This window comes from Variovorax sp. J22P240 (assembly GCF_030316855.1).
Lineage (GTDB): Bacteria > Pseudomonadota > Gammaproteobacteria > Burkholderiales > Burkholderiaceae_C > Variovorax.
Map to the genome: position 1 here is coordinate 12,139 of NZ_JASZYR010000005.1, position 19,381 is coordinate 31,519.

Annotated in this window: 20 protein-coding genes; 14 read left to right on the top strand and 6 right to left on the bottom strand. The window is 67.7% G+C overall.

Going from position 1 to position 19,381, the window contains the following annotated elements:
- The first annotated feature begins 23 nt into the window (after nucleotides 1–23).
- The 7 genes from QTI24_RS14855 to QTI24_RS14885 all read left to right on the top strand — a co-directional run bounded on the left by QTI24_RS14855 (nucleotide 24) and on the right by QTI24_RS14885 (nucleotide 5,739).
- Nucleotides 24–479 (top strand): PTS sugar transporter subunit IIA, encoded by a 456-nt coding sequence (locus QTI24_RS14855; protein WP_028250934.1) that lies wholly within the window; start codon nucleotides 24–26, stop codon nucleotides 477–479.
- Nucleotides 448–717 (top strand): HPr family phosphocarrier protein, encoded by a 270-nt coding sequence (locus tag QTI24_RS14860; protein ID WP_286601437.1) that lies wholly within the window; start codon nucleotides 448–450, stop codon nucleotides 715–717. The genes QTI24_RS14855 and QTI24_RS14860 overlap by 32 nt, the downstream gene beginning before the upstream one ends.
- Nucleotides 718–862: 145 nt before the next feature.
- Nucleotides 863–2,665, top strand: coding sequence for a phosphoenolpyruvate--protein phosphotransferase (ptsP, locus tag QTI24_RS14865; protein ID WP_286601438.1), 1,803 nt, complete (start codon nucleotides 863–865; stop codon nucleotides 2,663–2,665).
- A 110-nt stretch (nucleotides 2,666–2,775) separates the two neighbouring features.
- Nucleotides 2,776–3,231 carry a Spy/CpxP family protein refolding chaperone gene (locus tag QTI24_RS14870; RefSeq protein ID WP_286601439.1) on the top strand — a complete coding sequence of 152 codons (456 nt, stop codon included), beginning with the start codon at nucleotides 2,776–2,778 and terminating at the stop codon, nucleotides 3,229–3,231.
- Complete coding sequence (locus tag QTI24_RS14875; RefSeq protein ID WP_286601440.1) at nucleotides 3,232–3,735, top strand: DUF4260 domain-containing protein; 504 nt, start codon at nucleotides 3,232–3,234, stop codon at nucleotides 3,733–3,735.
- Nucleotides 3,736–3,769: 34 nt separating this feature from the next.
- The gene (locus QTI24_RS14880) at nucleotides 3,770–4,459 is read left to right on the top strand and encodes a response regulator transcription factor (RefSeq protein WP_286601441.1); all 690 of its coding nucleotides are present in this window, start codon (nucleotides 3,770–3,772) and stop codon (nucleotides 4,457–4,459) included.
- Nucleotides 4,456–5,739, top strand: a complete 1,284-nt coding sequence (locus tag QTI24_RS14885) for a HAMP domain-containing sensor histidine kinase (RefSeq protein ID WP_286601442.1) — start codon at nucleotides 4,456–4,458, stop codon at nucleotides 5,737–5,739. Before QTI24_RS14880 ends, QTI24_RS14885 begins: the two co-directional genes overlap by 4 nt.
- Here QTI24_RS14885 and QTI24_RS14890 read toward each other — a convergent pair.
- Nucleotides 5,714–6,670, bottom strand: coding sequence for an AraC-like ligand-binding domain-containing protein (locus QTI24_RS14890; protein WP_286601443.1), 957 nt, complete (start codon nucleotides 6,668–6,670; stop codon nucleotides 5,714–5,716). The two genes, QTI24_RS14885 and QTI24_RS14890, sit on opposite strands and share 26 nt — an antisense overlap.
- 184 nt (nucleotides 6,671–6,854) lie before the next feature.
- On the opposite strand from QTI24_RS14890, the gene QTI24_RS14895 reads away from it, so the two are divergent.
- The 7 genes from QTI24_RS14895 (at nucleotide 6,855) to QTI24_RS14925 (ending at nucleotide 13,939) form a co-directional block, all read left to right on the top strand.
- Nucleotides 6,855–8,048 (top strand): amino acid ABC transporter substrate-binding protein, encoded by a 1,194-nt coding sequence (locus QTI24_RS14895; RefSeq protein WP_286601445.1) that lies wholly within the window; start codon nucleotides 6,855–6,857, stop codon nucleotides 8,046–8,048.
- Nucleotides 8,049–8,050: 2 nt separating this feature from the next.
- Nucleotides 8,051–8,926, top strand: a complete 876-nt coding sequence (locus QTI24_RS14900; RefSeq protein ID WP_286601446.1) for a branched-chain amino acid ABC transporter permease — start codon at nucleotides 8,051–8,053, stop codon at nucleotides 8,924–8,926.
- Complete coding sequence (locus tag QTI24_RS14905; RefSeq protein ID WP_286601447.1) at nucleotides 8,923–9,858, top strand: branched-chain amino acid ABC transporter permease; 936 nt, start codon at nucleotides 8,923–8,925, stop codon at nucleotides 9,856–9,858. Before QTI24_RS14900 ends, QTI24_RS14905 begins: the two co-directional genes overlap by 4 nt.
- On the top strand, nucleotides 9,851–10,618 hold the full coding sequence (locus QTI24_RS14910) for an ABC transporter ATP-binding protein (RefSeq protein ID WP_286601449.1): 768 nt from the start codon (nucleotides 9,851–9,853) through the stop codon (nucleotides 10,616–10,618). Before QTI24_RS14905 ends, QTI24_RS14910 begins: the two co-directional genes overlap by 8 nt.
- Nucleotides 10,615–11,325 (top strand): ABC transporter ATP-binding protein, encoded by a 711-nt coding sequence (locus tag QTI24_RS14915; RefSeq protein ID WP_286601451.1) that lies wholly within the window; start codon nucleotides 10,615–10,617, stop codon nucleotides 11,323–11,325. Before QTI24_RS14910 ends, QTI24_RS14915 begins: the two co-directional genes overlap by 4 nt.
- Nucleotides 11,326–11,361: 36 nt before the next feature.
- On the top strand, nucleotides 11,362–12,813 hold the full coding sequence (locus tag QTI24_RS14920; protein ID WP_286601452.1) for an aldehyde dehydrogenase: 1,452 nt from the start codon (nucleotides 11,362–11,364) through the stop codon (nucleotides 12,811–12,813).
- Between the two features lie 91 nt (nucleotides 12,814–12,904).
- Nucleotides 12,905–13,939: an NADP-dependent oxidoreductase gene (locus tag QTI24_RS14925; protein WP_286601453.1), complete on the top strand. Its 1,035-nt coding sequence runs from the start codon at nucleotides 12,905–12,907 to the stop codon at nucleotides 13,937–13,939.
- On the opposite strand, the gene QTI24_RS14930 is transcribed toward QTI24_RS14925, so the two are convergent.
- The 5 genes from QTI24_RS14930 to lipA all read right to left on the bottom strand — a co-directional run bounded on the left by QTI24_RS14930 (nucleotide 13,940) and on the right by lipA (nucleotide 19,376).
- Entirely contained in the window at nucleotides 13,940–14,788 is an 849-nt protein-coding gene (locus QTI24_RS14930; RefSeq protein ID WP_286601454.1) for a DMT family transporter, read from the bottom strand. It abuts the gene before it with no gap.
- A 72-nt stretch (nucleotides 14,789–14,860) separates the two neighbouring features.
- Nucleotides 14,861–15,571 (bottom strand): AraC family transcriptional regulator, encoded by a 711-nt coding sequence (locus tag QTI24_RS14935; protein ID WP_286601455.1) that lies wholly within the window; start codon nucleotides 15,569–15,571, stop codon nucleotides 14,861–14,863.
- 37 nt (nucleotides 15,572–15,608) lie between these two features.
- Entirely contained in the window at nucleotides 15,609–16,736 is a 1,128-nt protein-coding gene (locus QTI24_RS14940; protein ID WP_286601456.1) for an SLC13 family permease, read from the bottom strand.
- Nucleotides 16,717–18,261 (bottom strand): class I adenylate-forming enzyme family protein, encoded by a 1,545-nt coding sequence (locus QTI24_RS14945; protein WP_286601458.1) that lies wholly within the window; start codon nucleotides 18,259–18,261, stop codon nucleotides 16,717–16,719. The genes QTI24_RS14940 and QTI24_RS14945 overlap by 20 nt, the downstream gene beginning before the upstream one ends.
- A 110-nt stretch (nucleotides 18,262–18,371) precedes the next feature.
- On the bottom strand, nucleotides 18,372–19,376 hold the full coding sequence (gene lipA, locus QTI24_RS14950; protein ID WP_286601459.1) for a lipoyl synthase: 1,005 nt from the start codon (nucleotides 19,374–19,376) through the stop codon (nucleotides 18,372–18,374).
- Nucleotides 19,377–19,381: the final 5 nt, after the last annotated feature.

Genomic DNA, 19,381 nt, shown 5'->3' on the forward strand with positions numbered 1-19,381 from the left:
ATTGACGGGACTCGCCGACCTGCATGAACAGCATCTTCATCATCGCCCATTCGCCGCTCGCTCAAGCGTTGCGGCAATGCGCGCTGCATGTCTTTCCGGACAGCGAGCCGTCGATCGTCGCGCTCGACGTGCTGCCCAATGTCTCGCCGGAAGAAACCCTCGCTGCGGCGCGCATCACGCTGGCGCAACTCCAGCGCGCGCCGCGCTCCCAGGTGCTCGTGCTGGCAGACGTCTTCGGCGCAACGCCCTGCAACGTGGCGCAGAAGCTGGTCGACGGCATCCGCTCGCGGCTCGTGGCGGGCGTCAACCTGCCGATGTTGCTGCGCGCGGTGAGTTACCGTAACGAACCGCTCGATACGCTGGTGCAGCGCGCGGTGACCGGGGGCACTGCGGGCGTGATGCAGGTGGCGGTGGCGGCACCGCAGAATCAAGCAAGAAGAAAGCACAGTGACCAAGACATCCGTGACCATCAGCAATAAGCTGGGCCTGCACGCTCGGGCCTCGGCCAAACTCACCAAGCTTGCGGGGAGCTATCCCTGCGACGTCTGGCTCGCGCGCGGCGACCGCCGCGTCAATGCCAAGAGCATCATGGGCGTGATGATGCTGGCCGCAGGCCTCGGTGTGACGGTGGAAATCGAAACCAATGGCGATCGCGAGCAGGAGGCGCTCGATGCCATCGTGGCACTCATGAACGACAAATTCGGGGAAGGCGAATAAATGTCTGACCTCCAGACTTTTTCACTTCGTGTGAACGCCCACCCCCTTTCCGGGGGCAATGCCTGCCGCCCGGCGGAGCCGGTTCTGCGGCATTTCATCAACGGCGCTTGCGCTTCGCGCTCGCTTATTTCTTAGGGGCGGCTGCATGACGTTTGCGATCCACGGACTGCCTGTTGCCCGTGGCATTGCCATCGGGCGGGCGGTCCTCGTGGTGTCGAGTCGCATCGATGTGGCGCACTACTTCATCAAGCCGGAGCAGATCGAGACCGAGATTGATCGCGTTCGCATGGCTCGCGACGCGGTGGCCGAGGAGTTGCAGAAGCTGCAGGCCAGTGTGGCGCTGATGGGGCCCAACGACGCGCCGCACGAACTCTCGGCGCTGCTCGACGTGCATCAGATGCTGTTGCAGGACGAAGTGCTCACGGGCGGTGTCAAGCATTGGATCGTCGAGCGGCTCTATAACGCCGAGTGGGCACTGACTACGCAGCTCGAGGTGGTGGCGCGGCAGTTCGACGAGATGGAGGACGAATACCTGCGCGAGCGCAAGGCCGATCTGGAGCAGGTGGTCGAGCGTCTCCTGCATCGCATGAAAGGGACGGCGGCGGTGCTCGCGCCCAACCCGCCCCGGCGCAAGCGTGCCGCCGAAAACGAAGACGGCGAGCAGTCCGATCCGACCGCGAACGATGCATTCGATGCGCCGCTGGTTCTCATCGCGCACGACTTGTCGCCGGCCGACATGCTCCAGTTCAAGAAAAGCGTGTTCGCCGGCTTCGTGACCGACGTGGGCGGGCGCACCTCGCACACCGCGATCGTGGCGCGGAGCATGGACATCCCCGCCGTGGTCGGCGCACGCAGCGCCAGCCAGCTCGTGCGGCAGGACGACTGGGTGATCATCGATGGCGATTCCGGCGTGATGATCGTCGACCCCTCGCCCATCATCCTGGCCGAGTACGGGTTCAAGCAGCGTCAGGGTGACCTCGAGCGCGGGCGGCTGTCGAGGCTGCGCCACAAGCCGGCCATCACGCTCGATGGGCAGCGCGTCGAGTTGCTCGCCAACATCGAAATGCCGGAGGACTCGATCGGCGCGGTCAAGGCCGGCGCGGTCGGCGTGGGCCTCTTCCGCAGCGAATTCCTTTTCATGGGCCGCGAGGCGCAGCGCATGACGCGCCTGCCCGACGAGGAAGAGCAGTACCAGGCGTACAACCGCGCGGTCGAAGGCATGCAAGGCATGCCCGTCACGATCCGCACCATCGACGTGGGCGCCGACAAGCCGCTCGACGGCAAATCGGTGCGCGACGATGCACACCTGAATCCGGCCCTGGGACTTCGCGCCATCCGCTGGAGCCTCGCCGATCCGGCCATGTTCCTCACGCAACTGCGCGCCATCCTGCGTGCGGCGGCGCACGGCGAGATCCACCTGCTGATCCCGATGCTTGCCCACGTGAGCGAAATCCGCCAGACGCTTTCGCTGATCGACTTCGCGCGCGCGGAACTCGACAACCGCGGAGTGGTGCACGGCAACGTGAAGATCGGCGCGATGATCGAGATCCCGGCGGCCGCGCTGACGTTGAAGACCTTCCTCAAGTACTTCGACTTCCTGTCGATCGGCACGAATGACCTGATCCAGTACACGCTGGCCATCGATCGCGCCGACGAATCCGTGGCGCATCTGTACGACCCGGCGCATCCAGCGGTGCTGCGTCTGGTGGCCGACACGATTGCCGAGTGCCGGCGCCAAGGCAAGGGCGTGAGCGTGTGCGGCGAGATGGCGGGCGACGTCGTGTTCACGCGGCTCCTGCTGGGCCTGGGGCTGCGCAGCTTCTCGATGCACCCCTCGCAGATCCTGGCGGTCAAGCAGGAAGTGCTGCGGGCCGACACGAGCAAGCTCGAAGCCTGGGCGCAGGGCGTGCTGGAGGCGGAAGATCCCGCGGCGGCGCTGGTTCGCTAGCCGCAATAAAACGAAACACGCCGAAACCGCCGCGAAAGGACTTCGCGGCGGCCCGAACGCACCATCGGGTCTCCCTGATCGATTCCGATCGTTGTTGAAGGAAGACTCTCATGAAACGCTGGTTCAAACGTTCCCTTTTCGGTATCGCGAGCGCGGCACTGGTCGCCGGCAGCCTCGCGGGTTGTGGTCATCGCCATGGCTGGAGCGGCGCATCGGAGCAGGACCGGGCCGAGTTCCGCACCAGGATGGTCGAGCGCGTGAGCGGCAAGCTCGAACTCGACGTCTCGCAGAAGCAGAAGCTGACGGTGCTCACCGAGAAGCTGCAGGCGCAACGTGCGGCATTGCGCGGCGGCGGCGATCCGCGCGCCGAGTTCCGCTCGCTGTTCGCCGGCGCCAAGCTCGACCAGGAGCGCGCGAAGAAGCTGGTCGAGGACAAGACGGCGGCGATACAAGCAGGCAGTCCCGAGGTGATTGCCGCCGCAGCGGACTTCTTCGACAGCCTGAACCCCGCGCAACAGCAAAAGGTGCGGGACTTCATGGAACGCGGTCGTCGCTGGAGGGGGTAGATGCTCGCCCCCAGGCTGCGCGCACTTCGTGTCGCTTCGCCTACCCTCTACCGGGGACGGGCCGGCCGCTTGGGAGCGGCCCTGCGCGGCGGCCCTCTGGAAGGGGAGGCCGGCGCTCTGGTCGGTGCTGCCTCGGGCGGCGTTCGTTGGGTGTTGCGGGTCGAGGGTCTGGTTGTACTCGTGGCGGCAGTCGTTGCCTATGCACAGCTCGGCGCCGGCTGGGGCGCCTTCGCCATGCTGTTCCTGTTGCCCGATCTGTCCTTCCTCGGCTACCTGGCCGGGCCGCGGGTCGGTGCGGCGGCGTACAACACGGCGCATTCGTACATCGGGCCGGTCGCGATGCTGGTGATCGCTTCGCTGGGTGATGCGCCGGTGGCCATGGCCGCCGGGTTGATCTGGTGCGCCCACATCGGCTTCGACCGCGCGCTCGGCTACGGCCTCAAGTACGCGACGGGCTTCGCCAACACGCATCTCGGCCGCATCGGCCCGGTCGATCCGTGGTGATGCCCGGCGTGCTGAGGGCGAGCGAGAATGGTTCATGCCGCGCATCCTGCTGATCGACGATGACGAGCACCTCGGCGCTCCGCTGGCGAGCTACTTCGCTCGCTTCGACTGCGTGCTCGACAGTGCAACGAGCCCGAGCGACGGCCTCGCCAAGCTCCGCGCCGAAAGCTACGACGCCGCCATCCTCGACGTGATGCTCCCCGAGATGGACGGCTTTGCGTTATGCCGCGAGATCCGCAAGGAAAGCGACATCCCGATCGTCATGCTGACCGCCCGCGGCGACGTGATGGACCGCGTGGTCGGCCTGGAACTCGGTGCGGACGACTACCTGCCCAAGCCCTTCGAGCCGCGCGAACTGGTCGCGCGGGTGCAGACCATCCTGCGGCGTCAGCGCACCGTGCCCGCGGCGGCGCCAGCGCAACGCCGAGTATTCGAAGGACTGTCGATCGACCTCGACAAGCGCGAGGTGCTGCGCCAGGGCGAGCGCGTCGACCTGACCAGCACCGAGTTCGAGTTGCTGGCCTTGCTCGCGGACCAGCCCGGCAAGGTCTGGAGCCGTGACGACATCCTGAACCGCCTTCGCGGCCACGAAGCCGAGTTGTACACGCGCGCCGTCGACATCGTGGTGAGCCGGCTGCGCCGGAAGCTGGAGCCCCTAGACTGCATCAAGACGCTGCGCAACGCCGGCTACACACTGGCCGTCGGCCGGAGCGGGCCGGCGTGAAGGCGGGACGAGGCCATCGCTGGCATCACCGCTGGCGCCATTCCTTGCGCGTGCGCCTGATCATCGTCTTCGTGCTGCTCGCGCTGGCGATGGCGGCGGTCTTCCTCGGCGGCATGCAGCGCGCTTTCTCGACCGGCTGGCGCGACGCGGCCCGGCCCGTGGTTGCCGACTACATGGACCGCATCGTGACCGAGCTGGGCACACCGCCCGACGTGGCGCGCGCGCAGGCGCTGGTGGCGCGGCTTCCGATCTCCATCCGCATCGAAGGCCCGAGCGTGAACTGGGACTCGCATCCCGACCGCCGTGCCCACGGCTTCGGCCCGCGCGGCGACTGGCTCAGCCGCACCACCGCCGACGGGCATCGCGTGAGCTTCGGTGTCGGCACCTTGCCCTGGCAGCGCGAGCCGCAGGGCATCGGCTGGATCACGCTGGCCTTGCTGCTGGTGCTGATCATGCTGGCCTATGCCTACGTCCGCCGGCTGCTGCGGCCGCTCGACGACATCCGCGCCGGTGCCGAACGTTTCGGCCGCGGCGCGTTCGACGTGCCGATCCCGCTGCGCCGCCGCGACGAGTTGGGCGATCTGGCGCAGCGCATCAACACGATGGCGCGAGACATCCAGGGCATGCTCGATGCCAAGCGCGCGCTGCTGCTGGCGCTGAGCCACGAACTGCGCTCGCCGCTCACCCGTGCGCGACTCAACGCCGAATTGCTGCCCGCGACGCCCGAAGGCGAGACCGAGCGTGCCGCGCTCCTGCGCGATCTTGCGGAGATGCGCGACCTGATCACCGACCTGCTCGAAAGCGAGCGGCTCGCCAGCCCGCATGCGGCGCTGCACCGCGAGCCGGTCGATCTGGCGGCGCTCATTCGCGAGGCGGTGAGCGAGCATCCCGACGGCCAACGCATCACGCTGGATTTCGCGGCGGACCTGCCGACGCTGACCCTCGACAGGTCGCGCATCCGCCTCCTCGTGCGCAACTTGCTCGACAACGCGCTGCGGCACGGCGCCGAGGCCGCACAGCCGCCGCGCATCGCACTGCGAAGGGCGGGGCAGGGCGTCGAACTTGAAGTGCGAGATTTCGGTCAGGGCGTCGATGCCGCGCAACTGGAGCGCCTGACCGAGCCCTTCTACCGGACCGACAGTGCCCGCCAGCGCGCCACCGGTGGCGTCGGGCTCGGCATGTACCTCTGCCGGCTGGTTGCCGAAGCCCACGGAGGCACGTTCACCGTGCGCAACGCCAGCCCGGGCCTCGCCGTCAGCGTCGTGCTGCCTGCCGCCTGAATTCGCTCGGACTGCCGCCCGTGTGTTCGCGGAACACGCGGCTGAAGTGCGAGAGATTGCTGAAACCCGAGGACATCGCGATGTCCGTGATCGGACGCGTGGCGTTCGCGGGGTCCTGCAAGTCGCGGATGCTGCACGCCAGGCGCTGGTGAAGGATGTAGCCGGTCAGCGTGTCGTCGTCGCCCGCGAAGGCGTTGTGCAGATGGCGCTTGCTGCAACGCAGCGCCTGGGCGATGCCTTCGATCGAGAGTGCGGGGTCGCGCAGGTGTTGTGCCACGTGCTGCCGGATGCGGTCCTTGAGCGCCTCGCGCTGCGTGCGCGGCGTGTCCTGCCCGGCCAGTTCCATCAGCGAGAGCCGCACGAGCTGGATGATGAGTTCGCCCGCGCCGCGCGCTGCCGCCTCGCTCATGTAGGGCAGCTCCAGGTAGGTGTTGCGCATGGTCTCCAGCGCCACGCGCGAGATGCCGCTGCCGCCGCCGACACGGCGCGCCACCAGGTCGCCCAGCGGAAGACCAGGTGCTGCGACCTGCTCCTTCGGCAGCATCACGATGAGATGGTCGCTGCGCTCGGGGTTGGCGACGGTGTAGTCGGCGGTGGTGTCATAGAGCGTCCAGCCACCGGCACGCACAGCGGCCTCGCGGCCCCGCTGCGCCACTTCCGCCGAGCCTTGCCAGGGCGCCACGATCTTCAGATAGGCCGCCTCGCTACTGCGCGCCATCTGCGGCGTGCGCAGTACGCGATGCCGATTCGCTTCGAGGCGCGTGAGGATCACGTCGCCGGCATGCGAGGCCGCGAGATGCCCGTCGAAATCGCGGTCGCCGTACAGGTCCGACTCGAGCCCGCCGAAGTGTCGCCACACCCACTCGCGCCAGACCGGCGCGCGTTCGCGCGGAGGGACGCCGTCGGTCGACAGAAGCAGGGACGCGGTCATAGGTCGGTTCGTTGAAAAGCTGCGCCTATTTTCCGGTGCACGGCTCGCGCCAGTGCTTGCGGGTTAACCACTAGCGGTGTGCACGCTGCGACAACTGCTTTGTGCGCAGCGGGCACAGCGCCGGGGGGCCATTCTTCCTACGATGCCGGGACCGGACGCACCTCGACGCCCGGAAGGAGACCGTATGTTTCGCCACGCCAATCGCCGCCGCTGGATCCAGGGAACCGCCACCGCTCTCGGAGCAGCCGCCGTTGCACCGCGCCTGTTCGCGCAGGGCGCGCCGGTGCGCGTCGGCTATGCCATCGCCCGCACCGGTCCATGGGCCGCGGGCGCGCAAGTCAGCCAGGAGCCCAACTACCTGCTGTGGGCCGAACAGGTCAACGCCGCCGGCGGGCTCTCGGTCAAGGGCGCGAAGCGGCCCATCGAACTGATCGGCTACGACGACCGCAGCGAAACCGAGACCTGCGTGCGCACCTACGAGAAGCTGATGGGCAGCGACAAAGTCGATCTCATCCTGCCACCCTGGGGCTCGGGCGCGAACTTCGCCGTGGCGCCGCTGGCCAACCGCTTCGGCTATCCGCTGCTGGCGCCCACGGCTCTGTCGCGCAAACTGATCGACATGCACCTGCCCTACTTCTTCTCGCTGCTGCAGCAGCCCGACAAGATGATGGGCGCGCTGGTCGACATGATGGTGGCGAACAACGTGAAGACCATCGCCATCGTCTACATGGACGACCTCTTCGGCCTGGAGAACTTCGCGGCGCTCAACAACGCGCTCAAGAAGACCAGCATCCAGGTGGTGGACCGCAAGAGCTATCCGCTCGGCGTGAAGGACCTGGCGCCCGTGCTGCGCACGATGAAGGACCTGAACCCCGATGCCTTCATCGGCATCACCTACCCGCCGGACACCATCCTTGCGAGCCGCCAGTCGCGCGAAGTGGGATTCAACCCGAAGTACTTCTACGCCTCGGTGGGGACCGCCTTCCAGCTCTACAAGAACGTCATGGCCGGGAATGCCGAAGGCGTCATCGGCATGGGCTCGTGGAACGCCAACACCAGCCCCGAGGCCAAGGCCTACTTCGAAGCCCATAGCAAGAAGTTCGGCAAGGAGCCGGACCGCTGGGCCAGCGGCCACGCGTGGGCCGGTCTCGAGATCCTGCAGCAGTCGGTGGGCAAGGTGGGGCTCGACCGCAAGGCGCTGCGCGACCACATCGCGAAGAGCGAGTTCAAGACCATCCTGGGCCCGATCCGTTTTGACGGCAGCGAGAACGCCTCGATTCCGGGCACTATCGCCCAGTGGCAGAACGGTGAATTCGAAGTGGTGTGGCCCAAGGACCGCGCCACCGCGCAACTGAAGCCGAAGCCGGCCTGGAAATAAGCGTGTCGTTGACTGGGTGGGCCGAACTGCTGGCCGGCGGATTGATCACGGGCGGCATCTATGCGCTGGTGGCGATCGGACTGAACCTGCAGTACGGCCTGATGCGCATCATGAACATCTCGCACGGCGAGTTCCTGATGCTCGGCGCCTTCCTGACCTGGTGGGCGCACACGACGTGGGGCATTTCGCCGCTGGTGTTCCTGCCGGTGGCCTTCGCAGTGCTGATGCTGATCGGCATGGCGGTGCACTGGCTGTGCTTCCGGCAAGTCGCGGCGAGGGCGCCCAACGTGGATGTGTTCGAGGCGCGCAGCCTCATGGTCGGCTTCGGCCTGATGTTCCTCGTGCAGAACACGGCGCTGCTGATCTGGGGCGGTGACCTGCGCGGCTACGAGTACCTGGCGGAGCCGGTGCAGGTGGCCGACATGCGCTTCACCGCCAACAAGCTGGTGCTGTTCGGCATCGCGCTCGCGCTCAGTCTCGCACTCATCGCATTGCTCAAGCTCACGCTGCTGGGCAAGGCCGTGCGGGCGCTGATGCAGTCGCCCGTCGGCGCGCAGCTGGTTGGCATCAATACCAAGCGGCTGCATCCGCTCATGTTCGGCATCGGCCTGGGCCTGTCGGGCGTGGCGGGTGCGCTGCTGTCGATGACCTACGAGATCTCGCCCTCGATGGGCGAGCCCTACACCGTCACGGCGCTCATCGTCATCACGCTGGGCGGCTTCGGCAGCATCGCGGGCAGCCTGGTCGGCGGATTGTTGCTGGGCGTGGTCGAAGCGCTGGGCATGTACTTCACGAGCCCCTCGCTCAAGATGCTGCTGTCGTACGCCGTGTTCATCGGTGTTTTGATCTGGCGGCCCAACGGATTGTTCTCGCGATGAGGGCACCTCTTGCCAACAGGCCCTGGCTGACGCTGGGCATCGGCCTGGCGCTCGCCGCCGGGGTGCCATGGATCGCCTCCGATTTCGTGGTGTCGGTGGCCTTGAGCTGCCTCATGTACATCGCACTCGCGACGAGCTGGTCGCTGTTCTGCGGCGCGACGCGCTACCTGTCTCTCGCGACCTCGGCCTTCTTCGGCCTCGGCGCGTATTCGAGCGCGAGCTTGCTGGAGGTGCTGCCCTGGCCTCTCGTCATCGTGAGCGGCGCGGTCGTGGCGAGCGTGGTGGCCGTGGTCATGGGGGCGGCCGTGCTGCACTTGCGCGGAACCTATTTCGCCGTGCTGACCTTCGGCATGACCGAGCTGATCCGCCATGCCGTCACCTTCGTCGAGAAGCAGGTCTCGGGCACGGTGGGCCGCGTGCTCGCAGTCGTGCCGTCGAACGAGACGGTCTACCTGACGGTGCTCGCGATCGCCGGCGCCGCCATCGCCACCGCGATCGCGGTGAAGCGCAGCCGCTTCGGCCTCGCGCTTGCGGGCATCGGTGCCGACGAGCAGCGCGCGCAGACGCTGGGCGTCGATACGCGGCGCTACAAGATCGCCGGTTTCGCGCTCACGGCCGCCTTTGCCGGTGCCGTCGGCGCGGCGATGGCGGTGCGCTGGACCTACATCGAACCGGCGGCGGTGTTCAGCCCCTTCATCGGCTTCCAGACCGTGCTGATCGCGTTGATCGGCGGCGCGGCGAGCATCGGCGGCCCGGTCGTCGCTGCGGTCGTCTTCAGCCTGCTGGCGGAGACGCTGCGGCTGCAGTTGCCTTACGGCTACATGATGGTGCTGGGGCTGTTGCTGATTCTCTGCGTGATGTACCTGCCCAACGGGTTGGCGTCGCTGTGGCAGCGCAAGGCCGCCGCGTTGCGGGGGAACGGCCATGACTGAAGCGCAGGTGATGGCCGCGATCCCCTTGCTCGAAGCCCGCGAACTCACGGTGCGCTTCGGAGGATTGACTGCCGTGGATGCCGTCAGCGCACGGCTGCATGCGGGGGAACTGGTCGGCATCATCGGCCCCAACGGCGCGGGCAAGACCACCTTCTTCAACGCCGTCTCCGGCGTCATCCCGCCGACCTCCGGCAAGCTGCTGGTGCAGGGCTCGGTCGATCTCACGGGACGCGGTCCGCATCACTACGCGGCGCACGGCATCGCACGCACCTTCCAGACACCGCGCGTGATGGCCGACCTGACGCTCACCGACAACGTGCGCTTCGGGATGCAGTTCGCGGGACGCCATCGCACGCCGATCGCCGGCCTGCGCAGCGAGGGTGACATCCTCGACATGCTCGGGCTTTCCGCGCTGGCCGATCGCATCGCGGCGGACGTGACGCCGTCGCAGCAGCGCCTGCTGGAGATCGGCATGGCGCTCGGCACGCGGCCGCGTGTGCTGCTGCTGGATGAGGTCGCGGCAGGCCTGACCGAAGCGGAAGTCGACGCAATGGCGCGCCGCATTCGCCGGCTGCGCGACGACCACGGACTCACGGTGGTGTGGATCGAGCATGCGGTCACGACGCTGCTGAAATACGTGGAGCGCGTGCTCGTGCTGCACCAGGGCCGCAAGATCGCCGACGGCACGCCCGCCGACGTGGTGCGCAACGCCGAGGTGGTCGAGGCTTACCTGGGTGACGAGATGGAGGGCGCGGCATGAGTTCCAGCGAGCTACGGGTTCGCGGTCTGGCCGCGGGCTATCACGGCTTCCAGGTGCTGCAGGGGCTGGACCTCGACGTGCTCCCGGGCATCACCGTCGTGCTGGGGCCGAACGGCGCCGGCAAGACGACGCTGCTGAAGGCCCTCGCCGGATTGCTGCCGCGAGACGGCGAGGTCGTGCTCGACGGCGTGGCACTGCCTTCGGGCGAGGCCACGGCCTGTGTGCGCCAGGGGCTCGCGCTGGTCGCCGAGGGCCGGCAGCTCTTCCCGCAGATGACGGTCACCGAGAACCTGGAGTTGGGCGCCTGGCTCTCGCCGCCGCGCCTGCGCAGTGAACGCCTGGCCCGCGCCTTCGAGGATTTCCCGCGCCTCAAGGAGCGCGCCACCCAACTCGCCGGCACGATGAGCGGCGGCGAGCAGCAGATGGTGGCCGTCGCGCGCGCCATGATGAGTGGGCCGCGCCTGCTGATGCTCGACGAGCCCTCGCTCGGCCTCGCGCCTCGCATGGTCGATGAACTGCTTGCCATCGTGCGTCGCATCGCGGCCCAGGGCGTGACCGTGCTGATGGTCGAGCAGAACGTACGCAAGGCGCTGCAGGCGGCAGACCGCGGCTATGTGCTGGAACGCGGAAAGATCGTCGCTTCGGGCGATGCGCAAGACCTTCTTCATTCCGACGTGATCCGGCAGGCCTATCTCGGTGTGGCCTGAATCACCCCAATCCCTTTTTCAGCTAGAGGACTTCGCATGACCACCATCTCCATGCTCATCAACGGCGAGCGGCGCCAGGCCGCGGGCGGTGCCAGCTTCGAGCGGCGCAATCCGCTCGACGGAGAAGTTGCCACGCGCGCGCCGGCGGCTACGCCGGCAGATGCGATTGCAGCCGTCGAAGCCGCGCACGCCGCTTTTGCTGCATGGTCGCAGACCGGGCCGGGTGAACGTCGTGCCTTGCTGCTGAAGGCGGCGCATGCGCTCGAATCCCGCACCGACGCCTTCGTGCAAGCCATGGCGCGCGAGACGGGCGCCTCGGCGATGTGGGCCGGCTTCAATGTCCACCTGGCCGCCGGCATCCTCACCGAAGCCGCCGCGCTGACGACGCAGATCAGTGGCGAGGTCATCCCGTCCGATGTGCCCGGCAGCCTCTCGATGGGCGTGCGGCAGGCGGCCGGCGTGGTGGTCGGCATCGCGCCGTGGAACGCGCCGGTGATCCTCGCCACCCGCGCCATCGCGACGCCGCTGGCTTGCGGCAACACGGTGGTGCTCAAGGGATCGGAGCTGTGCCCCGAGACGCACGCGCTCATCGTCGACGCCATCAACGAGGCCGGCCTGCCGCCCGGCGTGGTGAACTTCGTGACCAACGCACCGGCCGATGCGGGCGCGGTCGTCGAGGCGATGGTGGCGCACCCGGCGGTGCGCCGCGTCAACTTCACGGGCTCCACGCGGGTGGGCCGGATCATCGCGCAGACCTGCGCCAAGTACCTCAAGCCCGTGGTGCTCGAACTCGGTGGCAAGGCGCCGTTGGTCGTGCTGGACGACGCCGACATCGATGCCGCGGTGAATGCCGCTGCCTTCGGCGCTTTCGCCAACTCGGGGCAGATCTGCATGTCGACCGAACGCATCGTGGTGGACGCGGCCGTCGCCGACGAGTTCGTCGCCAAGTTCGCGGCCAAGGCCAGGAGCCTGCCGGTGGGCGACCCGCGAGAGGGCCCGGTGGTGCTCGGCTCGGTCGTCGATGCGAGCACGGTGACGCGTTGCAACGCACTCATCGACGACGCGCTTGCCAAGGGCGCGAAGCTGGTGTGCGGTGGCCGCGCCGAGAACACGCTGATGCCGGCCACGGTGCTCGACCACGTCACGCCCGACATGCTCATCTACCGCGAGGAATCCTTCGGACCGGTGAAGGCGGTCGTGCGTGTCGACGGCGTGGAGCAGGCCGTCGCGACGGCCAACGACAACGAGTTCGGCCTTTCTTCCGCAGTGTTCGGCCGCGATGTGGCGCGCGCCTGGAATGTCGCGCGTCGCATCGAGGCCGGCATCTGCCACGTCAACGGCCCCACGGTGCACGACGAGGCGCAGATGCCCTTCGGCGGCGTCAAGGCCTCGGGCTACGGCCGCTTCGGCGGCAAGGCCGGTGTGGAGGCTTTCACAGAGTTGCGCTGGATCACGGTGCAGACCACACCGAGGCATTACCCCTTCTGACGGCCTGCTGCTTGTCGCCTTCGCTACCGGCGCGCGAGGAGGCCGGGGCTACGATCCGGCTGCCCCAGACAGCTCCCAAGGAGACATGAGCATGAGCAGCACCCTCACCAATCACCAGGTCCGCCTCGCCAAGCGGCCCGAAGGCATGGCCACGCGCGACAACTGGCAGTTCACCACCGAGCCGGCGGGCGAGCCGGCCGAAGGCGGCGTTCTCGTCAAGACGCTGTCGCTCTCGCTCGACCCCGCCATGCGCGGCTGGATGAACGAAGGCAAGAGCTACATCCCGCCCGTCGAGATCGGCGCCGTCATGCGCGCCGGTGGCGTGGGGCGCGTGACGGCCTCGCGCAACCCGGCGTTCGCGGTCGGGGACATCGTGTACGGCACGCTCGGAGTGCAGGAGTACGCGCTGGTCCCGCAGGAGGAGATCAAGCGGGCCGGCCTCACGAAGATCGACCTGAATGTCGGCTCAATCACGCAATGGCTCAACGTGCTCGGCATGCCGGGCATGACCGGGTACTTCGGCCTGATGGACATCGGCGAACCCAAGCCCGGCGAAACCGTCCTGGTCTCCGGTGCCGCTGGCGCGGTCGGCCAGACCGTCGGCCAGCTCGCGAAGATCAAGGGCTGTCGCGCGGTCGGCATTGCCGGCGGTCAGGCCAAGTGCGAGTGGGTCGTGAAGGAACTGGGCTTCGATGCCTGCATCGACTACAAGGCCGGCCCCGCTGCCGTACGCGAAGGCCTGAAGACGCACTGCCCGAAGGGTGTGGACGTCTACTTCGACAACGTCGGCGGCGAGATCCTCGACGCGGCGCTGGCCAAGCTGGCGCGCGGTGCCCGCATCATCATCTGCGGCGCCATCAGTCAGTACAACAACACGACGCCGGTGCAGGGTCCGAAGAACTACCTGAGCTTGCTGGTGAACCGGGCGCGCATGCAGGGCATGGTCGTGTTCGACTACGCCGATCGCTATCACCTCGCGGTGTCGGAGATGTCGGGCTATCTCAAGGATGGCCGCATGAAGAGTCGCGAAGACGTGGTCGAAGGCATCGAGACCTTTCCCGAGGCTCTGACGAAACTCTTCACCGGCGAGAACTTCGGCAAGCTGGTTCTCAAGGTCGCCGACTGACTACCCTCGCGCCCGTGTCCCCATCACCGCAGCCGCGATGATGAGGACGGCGGCGAGCGCGATGGTCCAGCTCAACGGGCGCTGCGTCACGAGCAGCAGCAATGCGGTCGACGCCAGCGGCGTGATGTAGCTCAGGATTCCGATCTGCCGCGCGTCGCCGCGCTTGAGCGCCATGTCCCAGAAGAAGAAGGCGGCGCCCAGCGGGCCGAGTCCGCACAACGTCACGAGCAGCCAGTCGCGCGATGAGAGCGCGACGGAGGGCTCCAGCAATGCGTGGCACCCCAGCGAGAGCGCACCCGACACCAGTCCGAAGAGGCCGATCGCGGTGGTCGGAAAGGCGGCCACGCGCTGCGTCCACAGCGAGTAGCTGGCCCAGATGAAAGCCGAGCCCAGCGCGGGCAGAAAGCCCCAGTAGCTGCCACCGGCGCTCGTCGAGATGCCACTGCGTGCACCGAGGATCGCGATCGCCGCGCCCGCGAAGCCCAGCAGCGCCGCCACCACGTGCATCGGGCGCAGCGACACGCCCGGCAGCAGCACAGGCGCCAGCACGACCATGAACAGCGGCCAGAGGTAGTTCACGAGATTGGCCTCGACCGGAGGCGCGTGCCGCAGCGCGATGAACAGCAGGAAGTGAAAGCCGAACAGGCCGTAGATGCCCAGCGCCAGCGTGCGCACCGGCACCGCCCATGCGCGGGGATTGCGCAGCACCAGCGGCCAGCTCATCACGCTGCCGATCATCAGCGCGAGGCCGGTCAGCAGGAAGGGCGGCAGATGCGAGAGCGATGTGCCCAGCGAAGCAAGCGTGGCCCAGAGTGCGATGGCGGCGAGAGCGTTCAGCGTGGAAGACATGGCGGCCGAGCTTAAGCCGACCGATCGTCGCGCAACGCCGGACCATCGTCGCGCGGCGACGATTCGGCGGCGTCAGTCGTCGCGGCCGGTGGCTCTGCGCAGCGCGGCCGTCAGTGCCGAAGGCGAGCGGTAGCCGGTGCGACGTGCCGTCTCGGCCACGGCCATCCCGCCTGCGCGCAATTGCCTCGCGTGCATGAGCCGTTGCGTGCGCAGCCACTGCATCGCGCTCATGCCCAGCTCGTCGCGGCAGCGCTGGGCGAACTGACTGGGGCTGAGGGAGGCGACCGACGCCAGGTCCGCGACACTCAGCGGCCTGTGCCAGTGCGACTGCGCCCACGCGGAGAGGGCGCGCCAATCGATGGGCCGACCGCGACCGTTCGGAACCGATGGCCCCCAGGCCTCCAGCAACAGGGACTGCGCGTGATGGAGCGCCAGGGTGGGCGTCGATGGCTGCGACAGGCAAACCGCAAGGTAATGGCCCAGCGACAGCACCTGCGGCGCAAGCGGCGAGCGATCGGCGCATTGCGCCCACAGAGCCTGTGTCGTATCGAGGACGAGGCAGCGGCTGCCGTCCTTCGACTCGAAATCATGGGAGTCGCCGGGCTGGACGACGCAGCCATCCCCGGCTCCGATGCGTCGACCGCGGCCTTCCACTTCCAGCTCGAGCACTCCATCGAGCCCCACCAGCACCTGGAAGTGATCGTGCGCATGGCTCCCGCGCGAGGCGCCGTAACGGCGCAGCGTGAGGCCGGATGAACTGGATGGAGCGTCGCGGAGCTGCATGGGAAGCCGGCGATTTTCCTCGCCTTGCCGGCGCCTGTCACCCCAGGCGCAAGAGCAGCGCCGACGCGCCGCACACCAGCAGGAACGGGATGCTGATGCGATGGAATTCGCGCAGCCCGTTCGGCACTTTCGCGAGGCGCAACGCGATCAGGTTCGCCAGCGAGCCCAGCACGCACCCGAAGCCTCCCACGCTCACGCCCGCCGCGAGACCGGGCAGATCGTGCACGAAGCCCTCGAGCAGGATGGTCGCCGGCACATTGCTGATGAACTGCGAAGTGACGATCGCCGCGAGATAGGCGCGCCATCCTTCGCCGATCGGCAACTGCCCAAGCAGCGCCGCGACGGCGGGAAGCTCCGCCAACTGCCGCAGGTCGACGAACATCAGCGCGATGATCGCGAGCAAGGCCCAGTCCACGCCGAGCAGCACGCGCGGACGCAGCAGCAGGAACGCGCCGAAGACACCCGCCAGCCCGGCCAGCAGCCAGCGCTGGTCGAGCGCGATGACGAAGCCCACGAAGAGCACACCCGACAGGGCCAGCAGGCGCGGCTGCATCGGCACCGCTTCGGTCGACGGCTTGAGTGTGATCGGCGCGCGAGGCACCAGGAAGCGGATCGCCGCGAAGAGCCAGAACAGCATCACTGCCACGGTCGGCGCCATCATGGCCATGAAGCCGACGAAGCTCTCGCCCGATCGATGCCAGAGGAAGAGATTCTGGGGATTGCCGATCGGCGTCAGCGCCGAACCCGCGTTGACCGCCAGGGCCTCGATGACGACCAGCCGTGCCAGGGGCAGATGGGCCTGCGTCGCCAGCACGCGCGTGAGCGGCACCAGGAGGAACAGGCTGACGTCGTTGGTCACCAGTGCCGACAACACGGCAGCACTTGCCGCGAGGAGGAAGACCAGGTTGCGCAATTCGGTCGTGCGCGACAGCAGCCGCGCCGCGGCGGCCTGCAGCATGCCGCTGCGCTCGACGCCCTGCGTGATCGCCAGCAGGCCGGCCAGCGCGCCGACGGTCTGCCAGTCCACGAGCCGGAGGTAGTCCATCGGCGCACGCGGACGGACCACCGCGAAGACGACAGCCGCGGCCAGCAACACCCAAAGAAGGCCGTTGCCGCCGCCGTGCTCGGCGTCGGCCGGCGCCGCCTCAGCGGGCGTCGAGTTCACGCAGTTCGCGCTTGAGCACCTTGCCGATCGCGCTGCGCGGAAGTTCGTCGATGAATTGCAGGCGCGCGAGCCTTTGCGTCTTGCCCAGCTGGGCATTGACCCACTGCAGGAGGACCTCGGCCGTCGTGTCGTCCCCGGCGCGCTGCACCACGAAGGCCACTGGCGTCTCGCCCCACTGCTCCGAAGGCACCCCGATCACGGCGGCATCCGCCACCGCCGCATGGCCACGCAGCACCGTCTCGAGATCGCTCGGATAGATGTTGAAGCCGCCGCTGATGATCATGTCCTTCTTGCGATCGAACAGCGTGAGAAAGCCGTCATCGTCGAAGCGGCCGACATCGCCGGTGCGGATGAAGCGCTTGCCTTCCGGATCGAACCACTCGGCCTCGCGCGTCTTGGCGGGCTGGCGGTGGTAGCCGACCATCATTCCGGCCGAGTGGCCCACGACTTCGCCGGCCTCGCCACGCGCGACTTCCTTGCCGGCTTCGTCGATCAGCCGGATGTCGCTGCCTTCGGCCGGGCGGCCGACGGTGTGCAGCTTGTCCGGGTGCAAATGGGCTTCCAGGATGCAGGTGCCGCCGCCCTCGGTCATGCCGTAGAACTCGATCAGGCCGCCGGGCCAGCGCGCGAGCACGTCGCCCTTCAAGGCTGCGTTGAAGGGCGCGCTGGTGCTGAACTTGAAGCGGAAGCTCGAAAGATCGTGCGCGCCGAAATCGGGGTGCGCCATCAGCCGCTGGTATTGCACTGGCACCAGCATCGTGTGCGTCACGCGATGGCGTTCCGCCAGCTTCAGGTAACCGGCGGCGTCGAACTTCGGCATCAGCACGACGCAGCCGCCGAATGCGATGGTCGGGAAGAACACGACCAGCGTGGTGTTGGAATAGAGCGGCGTCGACAGCAGCGTGACCGTGTCGGGACCGTACTCGTACTTCGCGCCGCGCTTCACGTGCGCCCAGCGCATGCCGTGGCCCTGCACGATGCCCTTGGGCTCGCCGGTGGTGCCGGACGAATAGATGATGTTGAAGGGCGACGAAGGTTGCAGCTCAACCGCAGTCGGCCGCGCGCCGGCCGACTCGAGCCAGGCCTCGAAGTCGACGCCCGCGCGGGACCCGTCGAGCGCGATGCGCGGGATGGCGCCGGACGCGGCGGGTCCGATGACTTCCGCCGCCGCCTCGTCGACGAACAGGATGCGCGCACCGGCGTCCTCGATCATCCGCGCGAGACTCGCGGGCGTGGAGCCGGGCGCCAGCGGCGCGACCGCAACGCCCGCACGCAGCGCACCCAGGAACACGGCCGCGTAGCCGACGCTGGATGCCGCGCAGACCGCGATCGCATCGCCGGCCCGCAAGCCGTCGCGCTGCAGACTGGCCGCGATGCGGTCCATCAGTGCGTCGAGTTCGCCGTAGCTGAACGTGCGAGTGGCATCCGCGAGTGCTGCCCGTTCCGGGCTTGCCTGCGCATGGAGATGAACAAGCTCGGCAATCACGCCAAAGTCAAGGTTGATGGCTGTCTCGAAATCGCTCATATCTTGCTCAATGGAATTCAGCAACTCGGCCGGCGAAGCCAGGCCCCTTCGCGAACCGCGGAACCGGCTTCGCCGGGCCGCCGGTGTTGCCCCCGGTAGGGGGTGGGAGGCTACACGGAGTGAGTCGACCTGGGGGCGAGCTTCGCCTCATGCGCCTGCTGGTCCGCGTGGTAGCTGCTGCGCACCATCGCGCCGACGGCGGCGTGGCTGAAGCCCATCTTGTAGGCCTCTTCCTCGAACATCCTGAAGGTGTCGGGATGCACGTAGCGGCGCACCGGCAGGTGGCTGTTGCTGGGCGAGAGGTACTGGCCGATCGTCAGCATGTCGATGTCATGCGCGCGCATGTCACGCATCACTTGCAGGATCTCTTCGTCGGTCTCGCCGAGGCCGACCATGATGCCGCTCTTGGTCGGCACGTCGGGGTGCAGCGCCTTGAACTTCTTCAGCAGGTTGAGGCTGAACTGGTAGTCGCTGCCCGGGCGCGCTTCCTTGTAAAGGCGCGGCGCGGTCTCGAGGTTGTGGTTCATCACGTCCGGCGGTGCGGCCTTGAGGATCTCGAGCGCGCGGTCGTCGCGGCCGCGGAAGTCGGGCACCAGGATCTCGATCTGCGTCTGCGGCGAGAGCTCGCGGATGTTGCGGATGCAGTCCACGAAATGCTGGCTGCCGCCGTCGCGCAGGTCGTCACGGTCCACGCTCGTGATCACCACGTACTTCAGACGCAGCTTCGCGATCGTCTTTGCGAGATTGAGCGGCTCATCCTTGTCGAGCGGGTCGGGGCGGCCGTGGCCGACGTCGCAGAAGGGGCAGCGCCGCGTGCACTTGTCGCCCATGATCATGAAGGTCGCGGTGCCGTTGCCGAAGCACTCGCCGATGTTGGGGCACGAAGCCTCTTCGCAGACGGTGTGCAGGTTGCTTTCGCGCAGGATCTGCTTGATCTCGTAGAAGCGGGTCGTGGGCGAGCCGGCCTTGACACGGATCCATTCGGGCTTCTTGAGGACTTCGCCCTGGACCACCTTGACGGGGATGCGCGAGAGCTTGGCCGCGGCCTTCTGCTTGGCGAGGGGGTTGTAGTCCTCGGAGCTCTGGGCGTCGCGGACAACATTGAGTGTGCTCATGGCTT

Excerpts from the sequence above, each read along its gene's own strand:
- QTI24_RS14855 (WP_028250934.1), top strand. The coding sequence starts at position 24 with ATGAACAGCATCTTCATCATCGCCCATTCGCCGCTCGCTCAAGCGTTG.
- ptsP (WP_286601438.1), top strand. The coding sequence starts at position 863 with ATGACGTTTGCGATCCACGGACTGCCTGTTGCCCGTGGCATTGCCATC.
- QTI24_RS14870 (WP_286601439.1), top strand. The coding sequence starts at position 2,776 with ATGAAACGCTGGTTCAAACGTTCCCTTTTCGGTATCGCGAGCGCGGCA.
- QTI24_RS14875 (WP_286601440.1), top strand. The coding sequence starts at position 3,232 with ATGCTCGCCCCCAGGCTGCGCGCACTTCGTGTCGCTTCGCCTACCCTC.
- QTI24_RS14880 (WP_286601441.1), top strand. The coding sequence starts at position 3,770 with ATGCCGCGCATCCTGCTGATCGACGATGACGAGCACCTCGGCGCTCCG.
- QTI24_RS14890 (WP_286601443.1), bottom strand. The coding sequence starts at position 6,670 with ATGACCGCGTCCCTGCTTCTGTCGACCGACGGCGTCCCTCCGCGCGAA.
- QTI24_RS14895 (WP_286601445.1), top strand. The coding sequence starts at position 6,855 with ATGTTTCGCCACGCCAATCGCCGCCGCTGGATCCAGGGAACCGCCACC.
- QTI24_RS14905 (WP_286601447.1), top strand. The coding sequence starts at position 8,923 with ATGAGGGCACCTCTTGCCAACAGGCCCTGGCTGACGCTGGGCATCGGC.
- QTI24_RS14910 (WP_286601449.1), top strand. The coding sequence starts at position 9,851 with ATGACTGAAGCGCAGGTGATGGCCGCGATCCCCTTGCTCGAAGCCCGC.
- QTI24_RS14915 (WP_286601451.1), top strand. The coding sequence starts at position 10,615 with ATGAGTTCCAGCGAGCTACGGGTTCGCGGTCTGGCCGCGGGCTATCAC.
- QTI24_RS14920 (WP_286601452.1), top strand. The coding sequence starts at position 11,362 with ATGACCACCATCTCCATGCTCATCAACGGCGAGCGGCGCCAGGCCGCG.
- QTI24_RS14925 (WP_286601453.1), top strand. The coding sequence starts at position 12,905 with ATGAGCAGCACCCTCACCAATCACCAGGTCCGCCTCGCCAAGCGGCCC.
- QTI24_RS14930 (WP_286601454.1), bottom strand. The coding sequence starts at position 14,788 with ATGTCTTCCACGCTGAACGCTCTCGCCGCCATCGCACTCTGGGCCACG.
- QTI24_RS14935 (WP_286601455.1), bottom strand. The coding sequence starts at position 15,571 with ATGCAGCTCCGCGACGCTCCATCCAGTTCATCCGGCCTCACGCTGCGC.
- QTI24_RS14945 (WP_286601458.1), bottom strand. The coding sequence starts at position 18,261 with ATGAGCGATTTCGAGACAGCCATCAACCTTGACTTTGGCGTGATTGCC.
- lipA (WP_286601459.1), bottom strand. The coding sequence starts at position 19,376 with ATGAGCACACTCAATGTTGTCCGCGACGCCCAGAGCTCCGAGGACTAC.